General features: G+C 58.8%; 24 protein-coding genes and 4 pseudogenes. 21 read left to right on the top strand and 7 right to left on the bottom strand.

Features of this window, described 5'->3' with window-relative positions:
* Positions 1–18: 18 nt before the first annotated feature.
* From AC13C0_RS19615 to AC13C0_RS19580, 8 genes and pseudogenes are all read left to right on the top strand, one after another.
* The gene (locus AC13C0_RS19615; RefSeq protein WP_117617594.1) at positions 19–1188 is read left to right on the top strand and encodes a protein-glutamate methylesterase/protein-glutamine glutaminase; all 1170 of its coding nucleotides are present in this window, start codon (positions 19–21) and stop codon (positions 1186–1188) included.
* Complete coding sequence (locus tag AC13C0_RS19610) at positions 1188–1928, top strand: flagellar motor protein (RefSeq protein ID WP_117617593.1); 741 nt, start codon at positions 1188–1190, stop codon at positions 1926–1928. The genes AC13C0_RS19615 and AC13C0_RS19610 overlap by 1 nt, the downstream gene beginning before the upstream one ends.
* An 18-nt stretch (positions 1929–1946) precedes the next feature.
* Positions 1947–2729, top strand: coding sequence for a flagellar motor protein MotD (gene motD, locus AC13C0_RS19605; RefSeq protein WP_117617592.1), 783 nt, complete (start codon positions 1947–1949; stop codon positions 2727–2729).
* 194 nt (positions 2730–2923) lie between these two features.
* Entirely contained in the window at positions 2924–3721 is a 798-nt protein-coding gene (locus AC13C0_RS19600) for a ParA family protein (RefSeq protein ID WP_205422269.1), read from the top strand.
* Positions 3714–4463, top strand: a complete 750-nt coding sequence (locus tag AC13C0_RS19595; RefSeq protein WP_117617590.1) for a chemotaxis protein CheW — start codon at positions 3714–3716, stop codon at positions 4461–4463. Before AC13C0_RS19600 ends, AC13C0_RS19595 begins: the two co-directional genes overlap by 8 nt.
* Positions 4464–4597: 134 nt before the next feature.
* Positions 4598–5086 carry a chemotaxis protein CheW gene (locus AC13C0_RS19590; protein WP_117617589.1) on the top strand — a complete coding sequence of 163 codons (489 nt, stop codon included), beginning with the start codon at positions 4598–4600 and terminating at the stop codon, positions 5084–5086.
* Positions 5087–5153: 67 nt separating this feature from the next.
* The gene (locus tag AC13C0_RS19585) at positions 5154–5546 is read left to right on the top strand and encodes a DUF2802 domain-containing protein (protein WP_117617588.1); all 393 of its coding nucleotides are present in this window, start codon (positions 5154–5156) and stop codon (positions 5544–5546) included.
* A 248-nt stretch (positions 5547–5794) separates the two neighbouring features.
* Positions 5795–6063: pseudogene (locus AC13C0_RS19580) on the top strand (IS630-like element ISCARN21 family transposase); the annotation flags it as partial.
* A gap of 27 nt (positions 6064–6090) precedes the next feature.
* On the opposite strand, the pseudogene AC13C0_RS19575 reads toward AC13C0_RS19580, so the two are convergent.
* From AC13C0_RS19575 to AC13C0_RS19565, 3 genes and pseudogenes are all read right to left on the bottom strand, one after another.
* Positions 6091–6232 (bottom strand): annotated as a pseudogene (locus AC13C0_RS19575) (IS66 family transposase); the annotation flags it as partial.
* Between the two features lie 24 nt (positions 6233–6256).
* Complete coding sequence (locus tag AC13C0_RS19570; RefSeq protein ID WP_117617587.1) at positions 6257–6559, bottom strand: type II toxin-antitoxin system RelE/ParE family toxin; 303 nt, start codon at positions 6557–6559, stop codon at positions 6257–6259.
* A complete protein-coding gene (locus AC13C0_RS19565; RefSeq protein ID WP_117617586.1) occupies positions 6553–6741 on the bottom strand; it encodes a hypothetical protein in 189 nt (62 codons plus the stop codon). Before AC13C0_RS19565 ends, AC13C0_RS19570 begins: the two co-directional genes overlap by 7 nt.
* A 30-nt stretch (positions 6742–6771) precedes the next feature.
* Here AC13C0_RS19565 and AC13C0_RS19560 point away from each other — a divergent pair.
* Positions 6772–6882, top strand: a pseudogene (locus AC13C0_RS19560) (hypothetical protein); the annotation flags it as partial.
* Here the strand turns inward: AC13C0_RS19560 and AC13C0_RS19555 are convergent.
* Together AC13C0_RS19555 and AC13C0_RS19550 are read right to left on the bottom strand one after the other, a co-directional pair.
* A complete protein-coding gene (locus AC13C0_RS19555; protein ID WP_117617585.1) occupies positions 6875–7075 on the bottom strand; it encodes a hypothetical protein in 201 nt (66 codons plus the stop codon). The pseudogene AC13C0_RS19560 and the gene AC13C0_RS19555 overlap by 8 nt on opposite strands.
* Positions 7076–7080: 5 nt before the next feature.
* The gene (locus AC13C0_RS19550) at positions 7081–7377 is read right to left on the bottom strand and encodes a BrnT family toxin (protein ID WP_117617584.1); all 297 of its coding nucleotides are present in this window, start codon (positions 7375–7377) and stop codon (positions 7081–7083) included.
* A gap of 154 nt (positions 7378–7531) precedes the next feature.
* On the opposite strand from AC13C0_RS19550, the pseudogene AC13C0_RS19545 reads away from it, so the two are divergent.
* The 3 genes and pseudogenes from AC13C0_RS19545 to AC13C0_RS19535 all read left to right on the top strand — a co-directional run.
* Positions 7532–7651: pseudogene (locus AC13C0_RS19545) on the top strand (DUF2802 domain-containing protein); the annotation flags it as partial.
* A 26-nt stretch (positions 7652–7677) separates the two neighbouring features.
* On the top strand, positions 7678–9960 hold the full coding sequence (locus AC13C0_RS19540; RefSeq protein ID WP_117617583.1) for an ATPase, T2SS/T4P/T4SS family: 2283 nt from the start codon (positions 7678–7680) through the stop codon (positions 9958–9960).
* Positions 9957–11060, top strand: coding sequence for an ATP-binding protein (locus AC13C0_RS19535; protein WP_117617582.1), 1104 nt, complete (start codon positions 9957–9959; stop codon positions 11058–11060). Before AC13C0_RS19540 ends, AC13C0_RS19535 begins: the two co-directional genes overlap by 4 nt.
* Here AC13C0_RS19535 and AC13C0_RS19530 read toward each other — a convergent pair.
* Positions 11046–11354 (bottom strand): EscU/YscU/HrcU family type III secretion system export apparatus switch protein, encoded by a 309-nt coding sequence (locus AC13C0_RS19530; protein ID WP_341582205.1) that lies wholly within the window; start codon positions 11352–11354, stop codon positions 11046–11048. The two genes, AC13C0_RS19535 and AC13C0_RS19530, sit on opposite strands and share 15 nt — an antisense overlap.
* Positions 11351–12727 (bottom strand): flagellar hook-length control protein FliK, encoded by a 1377-nt coding sequence (fliK, locus tag AC13C0_RS19525; RefSeq protein WP_227539444.1) that lies wholly within the window; start codon positions 12725–12727, stop codon positions 11351–11353. The genes AC13C0_RS19530 and fliK overlap by 4 nt, the downstream gene beginning before the upstream one ends.
* Positions 12728–12861: 134 nt before the next feature.
* On the opposite strand from fliK, the gene ccmA reads away from it, so the two are divergent.
* From ccmA to ccmI, 9 genes are all read left to right on the top strand, one after another.
* Complete coding sequence (ccmA, locus tag AC13C0_RS19520; protein ID WP_117617579.1) at positions 12862–13500, top strand: cytochrome c biogenesis heme-transporting ATPase CcmA; 639 nt, start codon at positions 12862–12864, stop codon at positions 13498–13500.
* Entirely contained in the window at positions 13490–14215 is a 726-nt protein-coding gene (gene ccmB, locus AC13C0_RS19515) for a heme exporter protein CcmB (protein WP_117617578.1), read from the top strand. The genes ccmA and ccmB overlap by 11 nt, the downstream gene beginning before the upstream one ends.
* Positions 14216–14246: 31 nt before the next feature.
* Complete coding sequence (locus AC13C0_RS19510; protein WP_341582204.1) at positions 14247–14990, top strand: heme ABC transporter permease; 744 nt, start codon at positions 14247–14249, stop codon at positions 14988–14990.
* A gap of 3 nt (positions 14991–14993) precedes the next feature.
* Positions 14994–15233 carry a heme exporter protein CcmD gene (ccmD, locus tag AC13C0_RS19505; RefSeq protein WP_341582203.1) on the top strand — a complete coding sequence of 80 codons (240 nt, stop codon included), beginning with the start codon at positions 14994–14996 and terminating at the stop codon, positions 15231–15233.
* A 13-nt stretch (positions 15234–15246) separates the two neighbouring features.
* Complete coding sequence (gene ccmE, locus AC13C0_RS19500; RefSeq protein WP_117617575.1) at positions 15247–15717, top strand: cytochrome c maturation protein CcmE; 471 nt, start codon at positions 15247–15249, stop codon at positions 15715–15717.
* Between the two features lie 43 nt (positions 15718–15760).
* Positions 15761–17767, top strand: coding sequence for a heme lyase CcmF/NrfE family subunit (locus tag AC13C0_RS19495; protein WP_341582202.1), 2007 nt, complete (start codon positions 15761–15763; stop codon positions 17765–17767).
* A complete protein-coding gene (locus AC13C0_RS19490) occupies positions 17764–18300 on the top strand; it encodes a DsbE family thiol:disulfide interchange protein (protein ID WP_341582201.1) in 537 nt (178 codons plus the stop codon). Before AC13C0_RS19495 ends, AC13C0_RS19490 begins: the two co-directional genes overlap by 4 nt.
* Entirely contained in the window at positions 18300–18782 is a 483-nt protein-coding gene (locus tag AC13C0_RS19485) for a cytochrome c-type biogenesis protein (RefSeq protein ID WP_341582200.1), read from the top strand. Before AC13C0_RS19490 ends, AC13C0_RS19485 begins: the two co-directional genes overlap by 1 nt.
* Before the next feature lie 63 nt (positions 18783–18845).
* The gene (ccmI, locus tag AC13C0_RS19480; RefSeq protein WP_341582199.1) at positions 18846–20114 is read left to right on the top strand and encodes a c-type cytochrome biogenesis protein CcmI; all 1269 of its coding nucleotides are present in this window, start codon (positions 18846–18848) and stop codon (positions 20112–20114) included.
* Positions 20115–20121 lie beyond the last annotated feature (7 nt).

Genomic DNA, 20121 nt, shown 5'->3' with positions numbered 1-20121 from the left:
AATGGGTAGGAGAAGTGGATGACAGTTTCTGTCCTGGTCGTTGACGATTCAGGGTTTTTTCGAAAACGGCTGACGGAAATCCTGACCAGCTCCGGCCAGATCAAGGTCGTCGGCGCTGCCACCAACGGCCGGGAAGGCGTGGAGCTTGCCGAGAGGCTGCGTCCGGATGTGATAACCATGGATTACGAAATGCCGGTTATGGACGGTATTTCTGCCGTGCGCGAAATCATGCGCAAGCATCCGGTGCCTGTTCTTATGTTTTCCTCGCTCACCTACGAAGGTGCGCGGGTGACCCTGGATGCCCTGGAAGCCGGCGCTGTTGACTTTCTGCCGAAGAATTTCGAGGAAATTGCCAGGGATAACAGTCAACTCCAGAAAATCCTGATCGACCGGGTTCTGGATGTCGCCCGCAGCCGACCTGGCGCCCGTCCGGCTGCTCCGTCCCGGCCCGAAGTGCCATCTCCTGCGGCGCGGGCGCCCGTTGATGCGGCACCGGTTCGCTCCAGGCCTGAACCAACCCTGCGTCCGCGCCACGGCATTCAGGAGCGGGCCCCGGGTGTGGGAGCCACAGGCGAGGCTGAAGTCCCGAGGCGTCATGCCCGCCGGGGCCCCGCCAAACATTACGCGGTGGTCGGCATTGGTACGTCAACGGGCGGGCCGGTGGCGCTGCAGCGGGTACTGACCGCCTTGCCTGCTTCGTTCCCGGCGCCACTGGTGCTGGTCCAGCATATGCCGGCCAGTTTTACGCCGGCGTTTGCCGAGCGGCTGAACAAACTCTGCCGCATAGAGGTTCGGCAAGCAGAAGATGGCGATGTCCTTCGCCCGGGGCTTGCCTTACTGGCGCCCGGCGGTAAACAGATGATGATTGAGAACCGGGGCGGGCAGGCCCGGGTCCGGATCCTGCCAGGTGACGAGCGGCTCAATTACAAGCCTTGCGTAGACGTGACCTTTGGTTCACTGGCCCGGAGTTTCCCGGGCAAGACCCTGGGCGTGATCCTCACCGGCATGGGGTCTGACGGCAAGGAGGGCTGCCGGATGATGAAGCAGAGTGGGTCGGATATCTGGTCCCAGGACGAAAAATCGTCGGTCATTTACGGAATGCCCATGGCCGTTGCCAGGGCAGGATTGACCGATGAAGTTCTGTCACTGGACGAAATCGGGCCGCGGCTGGTGGAAGGTGTCAGCTGATGGATATCCTCAGCCTTCTCGGGGTTGTTCTCGCATTTGCCGCCATACTGGGCGGCAACCTGTTGGAAGGCGGGGCGCTGGGCTCGCTCTTTAATGGCCCCGCGGCGGTGATTGTTGTTGGTGGCACATTCGCCGCGACGATTCTCCAGACCTCGTGGCCCATGCTCAAAAGAGCCTTTACTCAGGTGCGCTGGGTTTTTGTTCCGCCGTTCATCAACATGGAAGATGGCTTGGGGAAAGTCATTGACTGGAGCGTGAAGGCTCGCAAGCAGGGGCTTCTTGGCCTTGAGGGGTTGGCTGAGAGAGAGCCGGAACCGTTTGCCAGGAAAGGGCTGCAGCTGCTGGTGGACGGTGCGGAAACGGAAACCATCCGGGGTGTTATGGAGGTGGATCTGGAATCCCGTGAACAGCGGGATCTCGAGTCCGCCAAGGTGTTTGAGGCCATGGGCGGCTATTCCCCGACCATCGGGATTATCGGTGCGGTCATGGGTCTGATCCAGGTGATGACCAACCTGGAAGATCCTCAGTCACTCGGTAGCGGTATTGCCACGGCCTTTGTTGCGACCATTTACGGTGTCGCCCTGGCGAATCTGCTGTTTTTTCCGGTGGCCAACAAGATGCGCGGCATCGTGCGGGAGCGGACCCGCTACGAGGATATGATGATTGACGGCATTATTGCCATCGCCGAGGGTGAAAACCCGAAATCCATCGAATTGCGGCTGCGGGGCTTCCTGCAGTGAGCATGCGCAGGCCAGACTATGCGGCGCCGTAGGCAACCTAAGGACGATCTGCACAATAAAGAGCGTTGGCTGATTTCCTACGCCGACTTCATCACCCTGCTGTTCGCCTTTTTCGTGGTGATGTACTCGGTTTCGTCCGTGAACGAAGGCAAGTACAAGGTGTTATCTGAAACCCTGACCGGGGTTTTCAACGCGCCCCAGCGGTCCTTCCAGCCCATCGAGATCGGCGACCAGCCTCCGCAGTCTCTGAACGCGCCCGCTGAAAACGTGATACCCCCGGCGGTCACCGAAGCTCCCCGAAACCCGGAAATGGACGCCCAGGCCCGGACCGAGGCCCTGCGTGCCATGGCTGACCAGTTGACCATGGAGTTCGACGAGCTTATCAGCCAGGGTGTGGTGACGCTGGAAACCAGTGACCGTTGGCTTGAGCTGAACCTGCCCAACAGTCTGCTGTTCGGAAGTGGTGATGCCGAACCCCATTACGATGCTTTCGAGGTGGTCGAGAAGATTGCCACAGTCCTGAACAACCGTGATAACGCTGTGAAGGTTGAGGGTTTCACCGACAATTTGCCCATCAGTACGCCCCGTTTCCCTTCCAACTGGGAGCTGTCCGCTGCCCGAGCGGCGGCCGTTATCCGGATGCTGGCCATGGAAGGCATTGAACCGGAGCGCCTTGCCGCGGTCGGTTACGGCCAGTATCAGCCGGTTGCGCGGAATGACACGGAAGAGGGGCGGCGCAGAAACCGGCGGGTGGTGTTGCTGATTTCCCGCGACGCCAGTATCCGGGGTGCCATGCGATAATACCGTTCCTCGGCAGATGCGTATGGTTCCGTTGGCACGGTTCCTGTATTCATTCCCGGTCATAAAAGGCGACGGCAAGAGCTTGCCGGAAATCCCCCTGCTATTCGTTCAAGTTGCCCGGGGGGCTGCCGATAAACGGGACTGTGGCCCCTGTGAATCCGGCCATACCGATGTGTTCTCTGGAGAGTCAAAGCGTGCGAATCTGGGCAGTAGCCAATCAGAAAGGTGGTGTCGGCAAAACCACATCCGTTGTTGCGCTGGGCGGCTTGCTCGCTGAGCGGGGCAAGCGCGTTCTTGTTGTCGATCTGGACCCCCATGGCTCGCTTACCAGCTGGTTCGGATACGATCCGGACACCATCGCCCACAGTGTGTTCGATCTGTTCCAGCATCAGGGCAAAGTCCCCGAGGGGCTGCCGGCCCAGCTGATTACCGAGACCAGTTGCCGGGGGCTGTCCCTGCTGCCGGCCAGCGCTGCACTGGCCACCCTGGAGCGCCGGATGATCGGCGTGGAAGGCATGGGGCTGATTGTCTCCCGGGCGCTGACCCAGCTCTGGGATGATTTCGATTATGTGCTTCTGGATAACACGCCGTCCCTTGGGGTGCTGATGGTCAATGCCCTGGCTGCGGCCCAGCACCTGATCATTCCGGTGCAAACCGAGTTTCTTGCCATCAAGGGCCTTGAGCGAATGCTCCACACGCTCAAGATGATCATGCGTTCCCAGAAGAACGAGCTGGCTTACACCATCGTGCCAACGCTCTACGACCGGCGCACCCAGGCTTCGGTGAAAAGCCTCAATTTGCTACGCAAAACCTACCGGGAATCCCTGTGGCAGTTTGCCATTCCCGTGGATACCAAATTCCGGGATGCCAGCCAGGCTGGTTTGATTCCCTCTGCGCTGGACGCCGAGACGCACGGTGTCCGGGCGTACAGCCATCTCCTTGACGACCTGATGGCCCGGGTAGGGTCCGTGAAGGAGCGTCGGCATGGCTGACGAGAAATTGACAAGGCTGGCGAGCCCTGAATCCGCAATCGCCAGTTATCTTGACGAGTTGCTACATACCGCGACCGATACGGCGTTGCGAGAGGAGGTTGTCGCTCCGGAGAAAACCGCCGAAAAACCGGCGGCTCGGCCAGAGCCGCCCAAACCTTTGCGGGAAAAGCCCGCCGAGGCTGTCCGGCCAGTGGGTCGTCTGGCACCGGAAACTGCCGTGCCGGAACCAAAAGTCGTTGCCACGCCTGAACCAGGGCCGGCCGCGCCACCCTCGCGCCCCGAGTGGTCCGGGCAGCCTTTTGAGTGCCTTATTTTCACCGTCGCCGGGCTGCAACTGGCGGTGCCGCTGATTCTGCTCGGCGCCATCCACCGAATTGAGGAAGAGATCCGGCCGATACCCGGAAGCCCGCGCTGGTATATGGGCATCCGGCCCGACCGGGACCAGAATCTCCGGGTGGTGGATACCGCGGAATGGATTATGGCGGACCGGGCGCCGGCGGATGCCCGCGTCAACTACCGGTTTGTGATCCGGCTTGATAACAGCCAGTGGGGGCTGGCCTGCGACGACGTGGCCCAGTCCTTTACCCTGAGACCCGATGAAGTGCGCTGGCGAACAGCTCGCAGCAAGCGCCCCTGGCTGGCGGGAACCGTGATTAACCAGATGTGCGCGCTTATTGATGTACGCACCATGGCAGACCTGCTGGTGCGGGCCGAGCGGGAGCACCATCTGGATCTGAGCTGACGCAAACAATGGTTACTGAATGAAACCGAGCCATGCTGGCACGGTTTGTGCCCTTAACTATAGTATTGGGCACTGACGATATTTTTTTGACGATCAGGTTGCCCGCCGGGCAGCCCAAGAGGAGACACATCGCTATGGCATCCCCGAGCGGACAAACCAATCAGGCCCAGGGTAATCAGGTACTGCAATACGTTACTTTCCGGCTGGATGATGAGACTTACGGTCTGAACGTCATGCAGATCCAGGAAGTACTGAGATACACCGAGATTGCGCCGGTTCCGGGTGCTCCGGATTACGTGCTCGGCATCATCAACCTTCGGGGTAACGTGGTTACGGTAATCGACACCCGCCGGCGCTTCGGTCTTTCGGATGCGGAGGTGACCGATGCAACCCGGATTGTGGTGATGGAATCGGCCAATCAGGTGATGGGTATCCTGGTGGATTCGGTGGCCGAGGTGGTTTACCTGAAAGCCAGTGAAATTGAGACTGCACCGAACGTGGGTAACGAGGAAAGTGCCAGGTTTATCCAGGGCGTGTGCAACAAGGATGGCGAACTGATCATACTGGTCGAGTTCGACAAGATGCTGTCAGACCACGAGTGGGCGGAAATCGCGGCACTGTAAACCGGAGCACTCCGTTACAGGCCAGATGATGGATGCCTTCCGTGGCAATTAACGGGAGATATCCGTCATGTTTGCAGAAATTCCTTCCTATCTTCCCTGGGCGCTGACTGTTGCCGCCTTGTCTCTGGTGCTCGTTCAGGGGCTGATTCTGGGGCGCCAGGTGCGCAGCCTGAAGGCATCCCTGAAAGAGCGTTGCGACACCCTCGGCCGTGAATTGCATGCCACCACCAGTGGCAGCATGGGGGTGGGGCAGCGCCTTGTGGCCTGCGAGCGCCAACTGCATGAACTGCGGACCACACTGGACGAGATGCGCCAGAACGATCCGCTGCGAATCTCCTACGATGAAGCCTCAAGACTGGTGGATCTCGGTGCCGATATCGACGATCTTATGAACACGTGCGGAATATCCCGTCCCGAGGCCGAGCTGGTGTCAGCACTCAGAAAACGTCAGGCGGCATGATACGAAGCTGTTACGGACGCTGCTGGAGAGAGTTTATTACACCTCAGGGCGGGGAAGTCAGCCATGTTGTTCAGCGGCTGTCTGGCTCCTGCGACACTTTTATCTTCCTGGTTAATTCCCCTGTGTTTTGTCTGTGGCAGGTCTGTATGATCTGTGAACATAAACGGAGTTAAATGTATCGGTTTAGGGACAGGGAGTTAAGGTCAGTGGTTTTCTTTGCAATCTGCCAAGTGTGTAGTGGGTATAGCATAGCCTGCACCAAACCGAAGGAACTTGGGCTGGCGGCCGAGTTGTGGAGTATCTCGGCATTGGCGCGCTATGTGTCCGAACAAGCGGAGCGGTCGGGATTTGCGCGTCTTGCCAGAGCCGGCAAGAGTACGGTTTGGCGAATTCTCGACGAGAACCAGCTCAAGCCCCACAAGATCACCTATTACCTGGAGAAGCGCGATCCCGACTTCAACCGGAAGATGCATGAGTATTGATGGTCTACCGGGAGTACGCCGTTAAATCAATCCACTTGACTCAGTAATATGCCGGAGCAGATGGCGCTTGCGTTTGCCCCCTTGGGGGGGTGTCTGCGAATAACCATGCCCGGCGTCCCAGGGCAAATGGACGGATGTCGTTTCGGCCAGGGCATTGCGGATCTTCAGGTCTTCATGTTCGCAGTAACCGATCAGGTACAACCAGGCCCGCTTTGGCGGGCTCGTACGTTATTGCTCCCTCGGAATATCCTCCGGCTCTACATGCCGTCGTTTATGAATCACGGCCAGCACTTCAATGAGATGATCAGATTTGATCTCGTAAAGAATCCGGTAGGAGTAAAGGCCCAGTTCTCGCACGGCGCCTTCGTTCAATTCCGGCACCTTGTGCCCCTTGCGGGGCAATTCATCCAGGCCAATGGTTTTCTGAACCAGCTCTTCACTGACGCGCTTGGCATAAAGCGGCGAATCTTCAGCGATGTATTGGCAGATATGATGAAGTTGGGCTTTGGCGTGAGCCGTCCACTTCACCATGTTTGAATTTCCTTGAGCACCTCTTCAGCCGGTTGGGTTTTGCCTTCGGCGGCATCCTGCTGGCCGCGCCGGATATTCTCCAGCACATAGAGTCGGTACATAATCTCTTCGGTGTCGGCGTTGTCAGGCATGCGCTCGATGGCATCCAATGCTTCTTGTTTCGCGGTATGAGCTTGCTGCACGATTGAACCTCCTTTACGGGGCGGCAACGGAATAATGCCAGCGTGATGGTTAAAGTTGGTAACGGCAATGTTACAAGCCATGAACGTGTTAGTGGGTATATGACTCCAGCAGAAAAAGCTCTGGGATTCCCTTTTACTTAACCCCTTCAATCAAGGCAATGTCTTTCTTCAGCAGGTCATTGACCAGAGTGTTTAATTCAACGCCTTTGGCTTTGGCCTTCTCTGAAAAATAGTCCAGCACCTCAGCTTCCAGGTAAACAGGCAAATTCTTTTTCGCGTTTGGATTAAAAAATTTACCACGTTCGCCTTTTGAAAAATCATACTCTTCACGCATAGAGATCACCCTTGTTCGTACTGCCGAATCTCGTGTTTCGTGGCTGGCCGCGCTGAGATCAGACGGATGGTCACGGCATCTTCATTGGCGTTGCGGAAAGTGTGTACCACAACCAAATAATGCTGCCCGACGATTTGACCAAGCGTTACCCAGCGGTCCTCTGTCTCGCTGGATTCCTCATCATCAAAAACCGTTAAGGCCATCGGATCATCGAAGACCTTGGTGGCTTCCTCAAAGGTTACACCATGCTTACGAGCATTGACGTGCGCTTTGTTGGGATCCCATTCAAAATTATATTGCATTTAGCAACCCTTAGCTGCTTTTAGTTGCCTGTGCTTCCAGTACCCATCATGAACACTCGTTCTGGTGAATATTTCATGAAAACCTCTGTCTCGCCCAACTTTATTGAGAGAGTCTAACATCGGGTGAGGTTCCAGCTACCCTGACAGAGGGGGCGACGAAGCCTCGAGACTGGTTGATCTCGGTGCCGATATCGACGATCTTATGAACACGTGCGGAATATCCCGTCCCGAGGCCGAGCTGGTGTCAGTACTCAGAAAACGTCAGGCGGCCTGATATAAAGCTGTTACGGACGCTGCTGAATGAAGAGAGTTTACACGAGGGCCCTTGAGGCCCTCCGATCTGTATCCCGCCATGATTTTGTTTCCGGTTCCGATCTGGTTCCCTCAATCACCGGGCACTCCATCCCCCGCGAGGAAACCGTCAGTCATATCCTGTCCCTGATCCCCGAGATCGAACCGGATCAGGTGGTGATGCATGTCGGCGGCGGCTCCGGGTATCTTGCCGCAGTGCTCTCTGAGCTGGCCCATCGGGTGGTTTACCTGGAGAAAAATGCGGTTGTTGCGGAAGCCGCCCGGGAGCGGTTTTTCCGTCTTGGCATGCACAATGTGGACGTTCTGGTTGCCAGCGTGGAAGAGGCTCCGGAGCCTGACCAGCTGTGCGATCTTGTCCTGTGCACCACGTTTATCAAAGAGCGCAATCCTCTGGCTCGTTTCCTTCGGGAAGGGGGGCACCTGGTTTGCCTTGAGGGTCGTGCCGGTCCGGTGCCGAGTCTGGCCATGTTTGTGAAGCGTGATGCCCGGCTGGAACGGGTCCGGACTCTTGGTTGGGTCGACTTCAACCGCAATGTGGAACAGATTCTGATTGATCAGGGCGTCGTGGATGACAAGGTCCTGGCCGAGGCGAAAGCGGAAGCGGCGAAACAGAATTGCCGGGTACTTGATGTTCTCCGGCGCAAACTGAATCTTGAAGAAATTGATCTGTACCGCTCCCTCGCACGGCAGCGGGGCATGACCTTCACCGACGCGGATGAACTCCTTCCGGATCTCCACCCTGCGCTGTTCCGACGCTTCTCCCGGACCTTTCTGGACCTGTCACGGCTGATTCCTGTCGCCCAGGACGATGGAACGATCACCGTTGTGACCGATGATCCGGACGCGCGCACGGACCAGCTCGAGCGCCTCAGCTCAAATCAGGTGATCGATTGCCTGCTGGTGACACCGACGGATTTCCGTCGCATCTGGTCGGCCCTGGACCTGACGGTCAAGGGCAGTCATTTCGCCGCGAACCATGGTGCCTGCACCGATCCCAAGCCTGAGGCGGGAGAGTGCAATGATCAGTTGCTTTGCAGCGACGCCAAAAACAGGCACATCAGTCCCTATCTGGTGTCGGTCTATGAGGCGATCCTGCTGGATGCTGTAAGTGAAAAAGCCAGCGACATTCATATAGAACAATACGGAGAGCGGATTCGCATACGCCTCAGGGTAGACGGCGACCTCCACGATCTGCCCCAGTACCAGTTGTCGCCCCGGGAAATCAAAGGGGTGATCAACGTGATCAAGCTTCGGGCGGAACTGAACATCGCTGAACACCGGCTCCCGCAGGGTGGCCGTTCACGGCTGCAACTGGGTGACATGGCCTACGACCTGCGCATCCAGACCCAGCCGTCGCTCCATGGCGAACACGCTATCATCCGCTTGTTACCCCAAACCGGGCGCGCCATGACCATTGCCGAACTCGGCATGTCGCCGGTGATCGGTGGACGTTATCAGCGCTTGCTGGATAACCCGGCAGGACTGGTTCTGGTCGTGGGACCTACGGGGTCTGGCAAATCGACCACGCTCTATGCCGGACTGCAGACCCTGGCCGATGACGGCCGCCGGAAAGTGATCACGGTGGAAGATCCGATTGAGTACTCTATCGATAACATCCAGCAAACCCGGGTGCGCTCGGAGATAGGTTTTGGTTTTGCCGATGCCATGAGAGCGTTTGTCCGCGAGGATCCGGATGTCATTCTCGTTGGCGAAATCCGCGATCAGGAAACCGCACTGGAGGCAATCAGGGCCTCGCAGACCGGGCATGTGGTGTTGTCGACGCTGCATTGTAATGACGCAGTGGATTCCTTGCAGCGCCTTTACGATCTTGGTGTTCACCCGAACTCCATTGCCGGTGAGTTGCTGGCGGTAATTGCCCAGCGCCTGGCCAAGCGAATCTGTACGCACTGCCGCAAACCTGCCAGGCCCGACCCGGTGATTCTGTCCGAGATGTTTCCGGACGGTCCGCCGGCAAATTTCCGGTGTTTTGAGGGCGCCGGCTGTGACAAATGCAACGGCCGGGGTACCCGGGGCCGGGTGGCGATCGTGGAATATATGGAAGTTGATTCCGATATCCGTAATGCGATTTCCTGCCAGCCGCCGATCGGAGAGCTTCGCTGGCGGGCCCTGGATGCCGGTCTGATTACCATGCGGGACAGTGCGCTGGACCATGTCATTGAAGGCATTATCCCGCTTTCGGAATTGCCACGGATCCTTCCCAGAGAGCGTATGGCGCCAGAAGTTCGCGGCGGCCGGAGGAGTCAGGAATGAGCACCAGGAATCAGGCAATCAAGGCCGTGCAGCGTGAGCCCGCAGAAGTTGTGTACGCTCAGGAGCTGGAGAACCTGAAAGGGATGGATCATGGCCCGGTGCCACCTGGCTGGCAGATGTCACCCCGTGCTGTGGAAAAGTTTGTGAGGGGGGATGAAAAGCTGGGCATCGAACGAAAGTTCGTCGCCGACCGTGCCATGGTGGTCCGGACCATCATTTCCCTGTGTACCAGCCGCGGGTGCCTCCTGGTAGGGGAGCCGGGGACGGCCAAATCCTGGCTTTCCGAATTGTTGTCGGCCGCCATATCCGGCAGCTCCACCCTGACACTCCAGGGCGGGGCAGTCAGCCATGTCGGGCAGTTGCTGTATAGCTGGAACGAATCCGTTCTGCATAACGAAGGGCCCTGCCTCAAAGCGCTGGTGCCAAGCCCCTTGTTGCGGGGAATGATGGAAGGACGGATGGTCCGCTTCGAGGAGATTGCCCGTTGCCCCCAGGCGCTGCAGGATGCGCTGCTGTCCGTACTGTCTGACCGGGTGGTGGTGATTCCGGAACTGGCTGGCGAGGAAGGCGTGGTTCTGGCGCGGGAAGGGTTTAATGTCATTGCCACCTCGAACAGTGTCGATCAGGATGTTCACCGGATGAGTGCCGCCCTGAAACGACGAATGGACTTCGAGGAAATTCGCCCGATTCGCAACCTGTCGGATGAAATGGACGTAGTACTCCGTGAGGTCCGGAAAGCCAATGTCCGGGCAGGCGTCGAACTGGACCTTGATGAACCGGTGATCGAGATTCTGGTGACCATGTTCCACGAGCTGCGCAACGGTCAGACTCTCGATGGCCGCAGTACTGATCGTCTGGCGGGCTCGGCCCTGTCCACCGCCGAAGCGGTCTCCGTGGCCCACGCGGCGAGCCTGAATGCCTGGTATTACGGCGGCGGCAGCATGACGGTTGAGCTGCTGATGCACCATATCATTGGCTCAGCCCTCAAGGATCAACCGGAAGATCGCCGCCGGCTGAGGCATTATTTCGAGACAGCCGTTGCGCCCCGGCGCGGTGGCAACTGGCAGCAGGCCTGGGCGCTCCGTTCACTGATCCACTGAGGCATCCGGTTTCCTGTCGTCCGGCGTAACCCCCCGGATATGGAAGGCAAATGCCAGAATTTCGGCGATAACCCGGTACAGCGCCTCGGGGATTTCCTCGTTAAGGGACAGTCGGGCCAGGATGCTTGCCAGTTCGGCGTTCTCATACAGCGGAACGTTATGCTCCCGGGCGATGCGGATGATTTCCTCCGCCAGTTCGTGGGTGCCGGTTGCGCTGATGGTGGGGGCTTTGTCGCCATCGTATTTGAGTGCGACGGCGGCCCTGGTGTCCGTGTGCTGTGTTTCTGAAGTCATGCCCGGGTATCCACCAGTCTGTGTTCAAGCCGGGTGACGCTGCTAAGGGGTGTTCCGCGGCGGCACTCCAGGTCCGTCACTTCCAGCCCGAGGTCTGCCAGACTCCGCCTCAGTACGGGGAGCTCCTGGTTCACCCGTCGCAGCGTCGTCTGTTTCTCCGCCCAGACCCGGGCGCTGACCGCCTGCTGTCGCAAAGCGACGTCAAAATGAAGCGGGCCGGCCTCATCCAGATCCATCGCCAGTGCAAGCCGCCATTCGGTGGTAGCCGGCGTCGCGGATTTCCGTTCCGACTCCTTGTCCTCCGAATATTGTTCAATTCGCAGTTGCGCCAGCCTGGGCTCGTTCTGGGGGGTCAGCCAGGGCAGATCCAATAGCAGGGTAGCGGTTGGCGCTGCGGCATCACTACCGCCCCGGGCTGTCAGCACCTGACTGTGCAACTGATTCACCGTAATGCGGTTGAGCATCCCTGCCAGCAGACGGAGCATCTGCCCGACACCGGGTGGCTCGCCGTCTCCGGACGCCTGGGGCGTCGCCAGAGGTTGTGGAAATTGCAGGGGTGCCTGCATTAATCCGGGTGTTGATATGGGTGTCAAACGGTTGAACTGTTCCGGAGTGCTGCCCTGCTGCGCCAGCAATGCGGTAATTACCCTGCCAAGGGCCAGTTTGAGATCCGGGAGTTGGGCAGCGGGCGTCCGGGACAGGCGGGATTCGGCAAACAGGCCACTTTCGGAAAGCCATTGCCGAACCTGCTGTGGTGTTGCAGCCTGACCGCCAGTGCCGGGTGCCAGACTGGCTCCCGAGGGAAGCCTTGCCACCAGCTGTTCGATCGCCTGCCGGGCGGCCTCCGGGAGGGGTTGGGTCAGCCGTGGTGAAGGCAACTGGCCGGGCAGCGGGTCCTGCTTCAGGCCCTGGGTCAGGGTGCCCATAAGTTTTGCCAGACCGGTGTCGAGCGTTTGCTGCCAGGGCAATCGCTGGGCCAGGGCCCGGGCAATGCCTGCTTCGGGAGCCGGCGCCAGTTTGCCCATTAGCTGAAGCTCGTTACCCGCCCGCATCACCTTTACCCAGTCACCTGGCGAGAGCTCGGTTTTACCGATAGTTGCCTGAACCAGAAGGGATTTGCCACGAATATCCAGCAACACATCGGCACTGCTTCCGCTTTGCCGGTTCACGATCTCCGCAACTCGGGCCAGGGTGGTTTCCCGGTTTGCCAGCTGGATCTGGGCCAGCAGTTGTCTGGCTGACGCGGCGACGGGCTCGCGGCTGACTTCTGTGGTGCCGGCTGGCCGGGCCGTCTGGGGTGCCGGCTGGGCAGGAGGAGTAGGAGGCTGTTGTCCGCTGGGTAGTTTCATCGTCGCTGATTTGATGTTGGACAAGAGTAATCCGCAAGCTATTTCGTTATAATACGCCGCGCCGGCCGGCCATGCGCGAATAATGGCGCATCCGCCGTCTCTGTCACGAATGCACCCGATGCCGTACACACGCGCATCGTCCTGGTTACGGGGCCCTAATGTCTGAGCCGTTATTACAGGCTGTCGATCTGCAGTGCGAACGGGACGAACGGATCCTTTTCCGTGACCTGTCGTTCTCCATACTGCCCGGTACAGTTACCCGTGTCGAGGGTCCCAACGGCTCCGGCAAGACCACCCTGCTGCGAATGCTGGCTGGCCTGAACGATGCCTGGTCCGGCGAGCTTCTATGGTGTGGCAGGCCAAGGTCCGGCCAGCGGGAAGAATTCTTCAGAAATTCCCTGTACCTTGGCCATCGGCCGGGCATCAAGCCGTTGCTGACGCCAGTGGAAAATCTTCGGGCACTGACGTCCGGGCGACGCCCTGTGCCAGACCCGGTGCTGCGCCAGGCACTTGAGGGCACCGGGCTGGCCGGCTTTCAGGACGTGCCCTGCCGGAATCTTTCAGCCGGCCAGCAACGGCGCGTGGCCCTGGCGAGACTGCTGATAGCCGACGAACCGCTGTGGTTGCTGGATGAAGTTTTTACCGCGATTGACGCGGACGGCGTTAGCGCAATTGAAAATCTACTGCGGCAGCGCGCCGCCGAAGGTGGTGCAGTGGTCGTGACGACCCACCACGATCTCCGGATGCCGGGAATGCAGCGTATTGTTCTGGGTGGAGGATCATCTGATGAATGCTGATGTCCGACCCGTTCTGAAGCTGCGGGATGATACAGTAGGAGCCCTGGCGGCAATGCGGGGCGTCTTTGGCCGGGACCTGAAGGTGGCTTTCCGGCAACGACAGGATTTGCTGAATCCGTTATTGTTCTTTGTCATGGTTGTAACCCTTTTCCCCCTCGGGGTTAGCCCGGAAGTGTCATTTCTGCGGGAGGCCGGTGCCGGTATCCTGTGGGTAGCTGCGCTGCTTTCGGTATTACTTTCGCTGGATCATCTGTTCCGGCATGATTTTGATGACGGCACGCTGGAGCAACTGGTGCTCCAGCCTCAGCCCCTGTTTCTCCTGGTGTTGGCGAAAACCATGGCGCACTGGGTGTTAACGGGGTTGCCGCTGGTGATACTGACGCCGGTTCTTGGCGTCATGGTGCATCTTGACGGGAACTCCATCGGAGTTTTGTGTCTAACTTTGCTGATCGGAACGCCGGTGCTGAGTCTGATTGGTTCAATTGGTGCAGCCCTGACCCTGGGGTTACGTTCGGCAGGGGTGCTGTTGTCCCTGCTGATCATTCCGCTGTACATTCCGGTCCTGATTTTTGGTACCGGGACAGTGGCCGCCGCGGCGGAAGGAGCCCAGGTCGGTGCCTACGTGGCCCTGATGGGGGCATGTCTGGTGCTGGCGCTGACGCTGGCGCCCTTTGCATCGGCTGCAGCGCTGCGTATCAGCCTGTCTAACGGCTAAAACAAGGTAACGGTAGGACGGTGACTATCTGATGTGGCAATTTTTTCACAAGCTGGGTTCTCCCAAATGGTTCTTCGGGATTGCAACCCGGTTGATGCCCTGGCTGCTGGCGGGCGGCATACTCCTGTTGATGGCGGGCATTGTCTGGGGGCTGGCATTCGCACCCAGGGATTATCTTCAGGGCAACAGTTACCGGATTATTTTTATCCACGTACCGACCGCCTTTCTTGCCCAGTCCGTTTACATCATGATGGCCGTAGCGGCGGTGGTGACCCTGGTATGGCGCATGAAGCTGGCGGATGTTTTCATTAAGGCGGTGGCACCGGTAGGGCTGGTATTAACGTTCCTTGCGCTGTTTACCGGAGCTGTCTGGGGCAGGCCGACCTGGGGAACCTGGTGGATCTGGGACGCCCGGCTGACATCCATGCTGATCCTGCTGTTTCTTTATGGCGGCGTGATTGCCCTGGACCGGGCCATCAATGATGAAAAGTCGGCGGCCCGGGCGGTGGCTATTCTCGTACTGGTCGGGGTAGTGAATATCCCGATTATCAAATACTCCGTGGAGTGGTGGAATACCCTGCACCAGCCGGCTACCTTCAAGCTGACTGAAAAGCCCTCAATGCCCCCGGACATGTGGGTTCCGTTGCTGCTTTCGGTTCTTGGCCTGTATCTGCTGTTTGGCTGGCTGGCCTGTTTACGGATGCAGACAGAGATTCTGCTCCGCGAGCAGCGAACTCGCTGGGTAAAAGAGTATGTTATGGTCGGGAGGGGCTGATGTATGGCGTTTGAATCCTTTTCGGCATTTCTGGTGATGGGAGGCCACGGACCCTATGTCTGGGCCTGTTATGGTGTCTTCTTCATCCTGATGGTCGCGATGATGGTCTGGTCTGTACTCCGCCGCAAGGCAGCGATTGAATCCTGCCGGCGCGGTTATGAGCTTCAGGCTGGCAGGAGCGAACAACAGGCTGTCCGCGGCTCTGCGGCTTCCTTCACCCGCGTAAACGTTTCCCACGACTGATGGCAGGTATCTGATGCATCCGATCCGAAAAAAACGCCTGACTATTGTCCTGTTCCTGCTAGTGGGGCTGGGCATCGCTGTAGCGTTGACAACCTATGCCCTGCGCCAGAACATCAACCTGTTCTATGACCCCAGCCAGATCTCCGCCGGTGAAGCGCCGGTGGATGTCAGAATCCGGGCGGGCGGAATGGTCGAGGAGGGATCGGTGGTGAGGGATCCGGACAGCCTCACGGTCGAGTTCCGGGTCACCGATTTCAACGCTTCGGTACCGGTTGAATACACCGGGATCCTGCCGGATCTGTTTGCCGAAGGGCAGGGCGTGGTTGCCATGGGCAGACTGGATAATTACGGCCGCTTTGTGGCCGATCAGGTTCTGGCCAAACACGATGAGAATTACATGCCGCCGGAAGTCGCTGATGCGCTGGAGAAGGCATCAAAAGGCCAGAACAAGGCCAGTGAGAGTGCGAAAACTGTATCCTATTGAACTTAAACGCTTCACCTAACAGCCTGGTTTCTGGAGGGCTTTGATGTATCCCGAACTCGGACAGCTTGCACTGATACTCGCGCTGTTGTTGGCAGTGCTCCTTTCCGTAGTACCCCTGACGGGGTCCCTGACTGGCAGAGACAATCTTCAGGCATTTGCCAGGCCTCTGGCGGCCGGCATGTTTGTCTTTGTTGGCCTTGCCTTCGCTGTGCTGACCCACGCTTTTGTGACAGACGACTTTTCAGTGGCCTACGTTGCCAACAACAGCAACAGCATGCTGCCCTGGTATTTCAAGTTCAGTGCCGTCTGGGGCGGCCATGAGGGCTCGCTGCTGCTCTGGATATTCATGCTCTCAGGCTGGACGCTGGCCGTGGCAATCTTCAGTCGTCGACTGCCTTCGGTGATGATTTCTCAGGTGCTTTCAGTCCTGGGTATGGTCAGCGTCGGATTCCTGTTGTTCATCGTGGTCACCTCGAACCCGTTTGATCGCCTGCTGCCCAACGTGCCCGCAGACGGGGCGGACCTTAATCCGTTGCTCCAGGATTTGGGCCTTATCATTCATCCTCCCATGCTCTATATGGGGTATGTGGGTTTTGCCATAGCCTTTGCCTTTGCGATTGCGGCGTTGATCAACGGCCGCCTCGATGCTGCCTGGGCACGCTGGTCACGGCCCTGGACTACCGTCGCCTGGGCCTTCCTTTCCCTTGGCATCGCTCTGGGCAGTTGGTGGGCCTACTATGAGCTTGGCTGGGGTGGCTGGTGGTTCTGGGACCCGGTGGAAAATGCGTCGCTGTTGCCCTGGTTGTCGGGCACCGCGTTGATGCACTCGCTGGCGGTCACTGAAAAACGGGGCGTATTCAAGAGCTGGACCGTGCTGTTGGCGATTGTCACTTTCGTCCTCAGTCTGCTGGGTACCTTCCTGGTCCGTTCGGGAGTACTGACCTCCGTTCATGCCTTTGCCTCCGATCCTGAGCGGGGTACCTTCCTGCTCGCGCTGCTGGCGGTAACCGTAATTGGCAGCCTGGCGCTCTATGCGTTTCGGGCGCCGGTGGTGCATGTCCGTTCCCGTTATGGGTCGCTGTCCCGGGAAATCTTCCTGCTGCTGAATAACGTGCTGCTGGTTTCAGCCACGCTGCTGGTGGCCGTTGGCACGCTTTACCCGCTGGTTCTTGATTACCTGGAACTTGGCAAACTGTCGATCGGTGAGCCGTTCTTCAACCTCACCTTCAGCCCGCTGGCCGTGGCGACCGGCCTGTTGCTGGGTGCCGGGATATTCTCCCGCTGGAAGAAGACCGACGGTGGCTGGCTGGCACGCAAACTGTTGTGGCCCCTGGCGGTCAGCGTTATCGCCAGTACTGTCGTGGTGACCGGCTACGGCGGCTTCAGACCCTGGGCATTCCTGGGTGTGTTTGCCGCCATGTGGGTAACCGTTGCTACTTTCTGGGACCTGTGGGACAAGTCGTCCTCCAGAAAAGGTCGCATCCACGGCCTCAGGCGCCAGTCCCGCAGCTACTACGGCATGGTGCTCGGCCACCTGGGCCTGGCGATTACCATGGCAGGGGCCACGGTGGTGTCCAACTACGGCATTGAGCGGGATGTTCGCATGGTGCCCGGCGATGTGGCGATCGTGGGTGATTACCAGTTTGTATTCAAGGACATCGGCGAGCGTCGCGGAGCCAATTTCACCGCTCAGTACGGCAGTTTTGATGTGATGCTGGACGGTGAGCCCATCGCCGAGCTGCATCCTGAAAAGCGCCAGTACTCCGTTGGCATGAGCGTGATGACGGAAGCGGACATCGATGCCGGCCTGTTCCGGGACATTTTCGTGGCCATTGGCGAACGCATTTCCGACGATGCCTGGGCCATCCGTCTGCAATACAAGCCGCTGGTGCGCTGGCTCTGGTTGGGCGCGCTCTTCATGGCGGCCGGAGGCTTCCTGGCCATTTCCGATCGCCGTTACCGGATCCGGGAGCGGGCAGAGGAGAAGGCCGGCACCGGTTCGCCCGTTACAGATGCTGGCTCGGCACGCCCTGCAGGAGCCGTATCATGAAGCGGTTCCTGCTCTTTCTCCCGTTACTCGTTGCCGTCGTGATTGGCGTAGTGCTGTTTGCAGGCATCGGCAGGGACCCCACCAAACTGGAGTCGGCACTGATTGGCAAACCAGTCCCTGAGTTCAGCCTGCCGGATCTGCACAACCCCGATGCCATGCTGGATCAGAGCCTGTTTCGCGGTCGGGTTACCCTGTTGAATGTGTGGGGCACCTGGTGTCCGGCCTGCCGGGATGAACACGATGATCTGATCTGGCTGGCGGAAGAAAAAGGCGTGACCATCATCGGCCTCAACTACAAGGACAACCGTGAAGATGCCCTGGTCTGGCTCGACCGTCTCGGTGATCCATACCGGGACATTATCTACGACCCGAGGGGAACACTCGGGTTTGATCTGGGCGTTTACGGTGCCCCCGAGACTTTCGTCATTGATGCCGGGGGCATTGTTCGCTACCGCCACGTTGGTGTGATCAATGAGGCGGTCTGGGAACAGGCATTGCAACCGGTGATCAACGAATTGCAGGGGAATGGCTGATGCCGAGGATTGTTTTTCTTGCCCTGGCGGTTCTGATCTCCGGGGTAGCAGCTGCGGAGGTGGCTGACGTCTATGATTTCGGGGACCGGGCCCAGGAACAGCGGTATCAGAATCTGATCGCCGAGCTGCGCTGCCCGAAATGCCAGAACCAGAATATCGCCGACTCCAGCGCGCCGATCGCCAGGGATATGCGGGATGAGGTCTACCGAATGATGAAGGACGGTGCCGGCAATGACGAGATTGTCGAGGCGCTGGTCGGGCGTTTTGGTGAGTTCGTGCGCTATAAACCGGAGTTCGACAGCCGCACGTTCCTGCTCTGGGCGACACCAGTGATCGGCGTATTCGGTGGGTTGTTGGCCGTGGCTGTCGTGATTATCCGCTCCCGGCGGCGGGCAGGAGCTGAAAATCCCGCGCTCAGCGCTGAAGAGAAAGCCCGTGTAGCCAGGATGCTGGCAGAGAAGGAACAGGACGGAACCTCCTGAAATTTTGCCCTCTGGCTTTCACACCGTTACCCGATTTAATTCTGAACCTGTGACTGGAATTCCATGACTCAAACTTTCTGGATTGCCGCAACGGTACTCATCATTATTGCCCTGGCGTTCGTACTTTACCCGGTGCTTTTTCACCGGACTGGTACCAGAAAACAGGCGGATCTTAAAAGCCAGAACCTGATGGCTTATCGCTCCAGAATGAAGGAACTGGACAGGGAGTATGAGGCCGGCACCCTGGACAACGAAAACTATCAACAGCTGAAGGAAGAACTGGCCGGTGCCATGCTGGATGACGTGCCGGAGGACGAGCGCCCGAGACCGGTCATCAGTGGCCAGGGAAGCGCCATGGCCGTCGCTCTTGTGTCTATCCTTTTGGTTCCGGCGGCAACGTTCTACCTGTATCAGCGGTGGGGCGCGATGGACCGGGTTGAACAGTTCATCACCATGCAGGAAATGGGCGCCACCGATGGCGCGCGGCAGACTCAGATGGCCGGGCTTGCCGAACAGCTGCGCGAGCGCCTTGAAGCCAGCCCGGATAACCCGGAGGGTTGGGCCATGCTGGGGCGCACCTATATGAGTCTGGAGCGGTACGACGATGCGGCCTGGGCATTCCGGCAACTGGCAGAGAGCGTCGCGGGTGATGACCGCTCCGAATCCGTTGCCTATGGCCTGGCGGCCCAGGCGTTGTTCTTTGACAGCGAGGGCGCCATGACAGAAAAAGTCACTGCCGCCATCGAACAGGCGCGCAAGCTGAACCCGGATGAGGTTAATGTCCTTGGCTTGCTGGGTATCAACGCGTTCAGCCAGCAACATTATCGCGAGGCCATCGAATACTGGGAGCGGATTGAGACCGTCGCTCCGGATCATCCCCAGATTGCTTCCATCCGTGAGGGAATACGTGAAGCCTACACCCGGTTGGGAGAGAAACCGCCGGAACTGGCTGCCGAATCCGAAGCTGCCGGCACAGGGGTTACCGTGCGGGTAACACTGATTGAAGCTTTCAGGGATCAGGTGCCTGCGCATACCACGCTGTTCCTGTTTGCACGCCAGGCTGGCGCCCAGCAAGGGCCGCCGCTGGCAGTGGCAAGACTGACGGCGGATCAGTTGCCTGCAGAAATACGCCTGGACGACAGCTATTCCATGTCACCCCAAGCCAGAATTTCCGATGCTGAAGAAGTGGTGATTACTGCCCGGCTCAGCCGGTCCGGAAGTGTGAGCGCCCAGCCGGGAGACTGGCAGGGCAGCACGGATATGCCGGTGGCGGTGGGCGATGGCCGGGGCGAGCCGGTCGCCATTGTGATCGATCAGCAGCTGACCAACTGACCGGCCC

The organism is Marinobacter sp. B-21, assembly GCF_056857895.1.
Note: the sequence above shows the minus strand (reverse complement) of the source record. Positions and strands in the feature narration are given on the sequence as shown.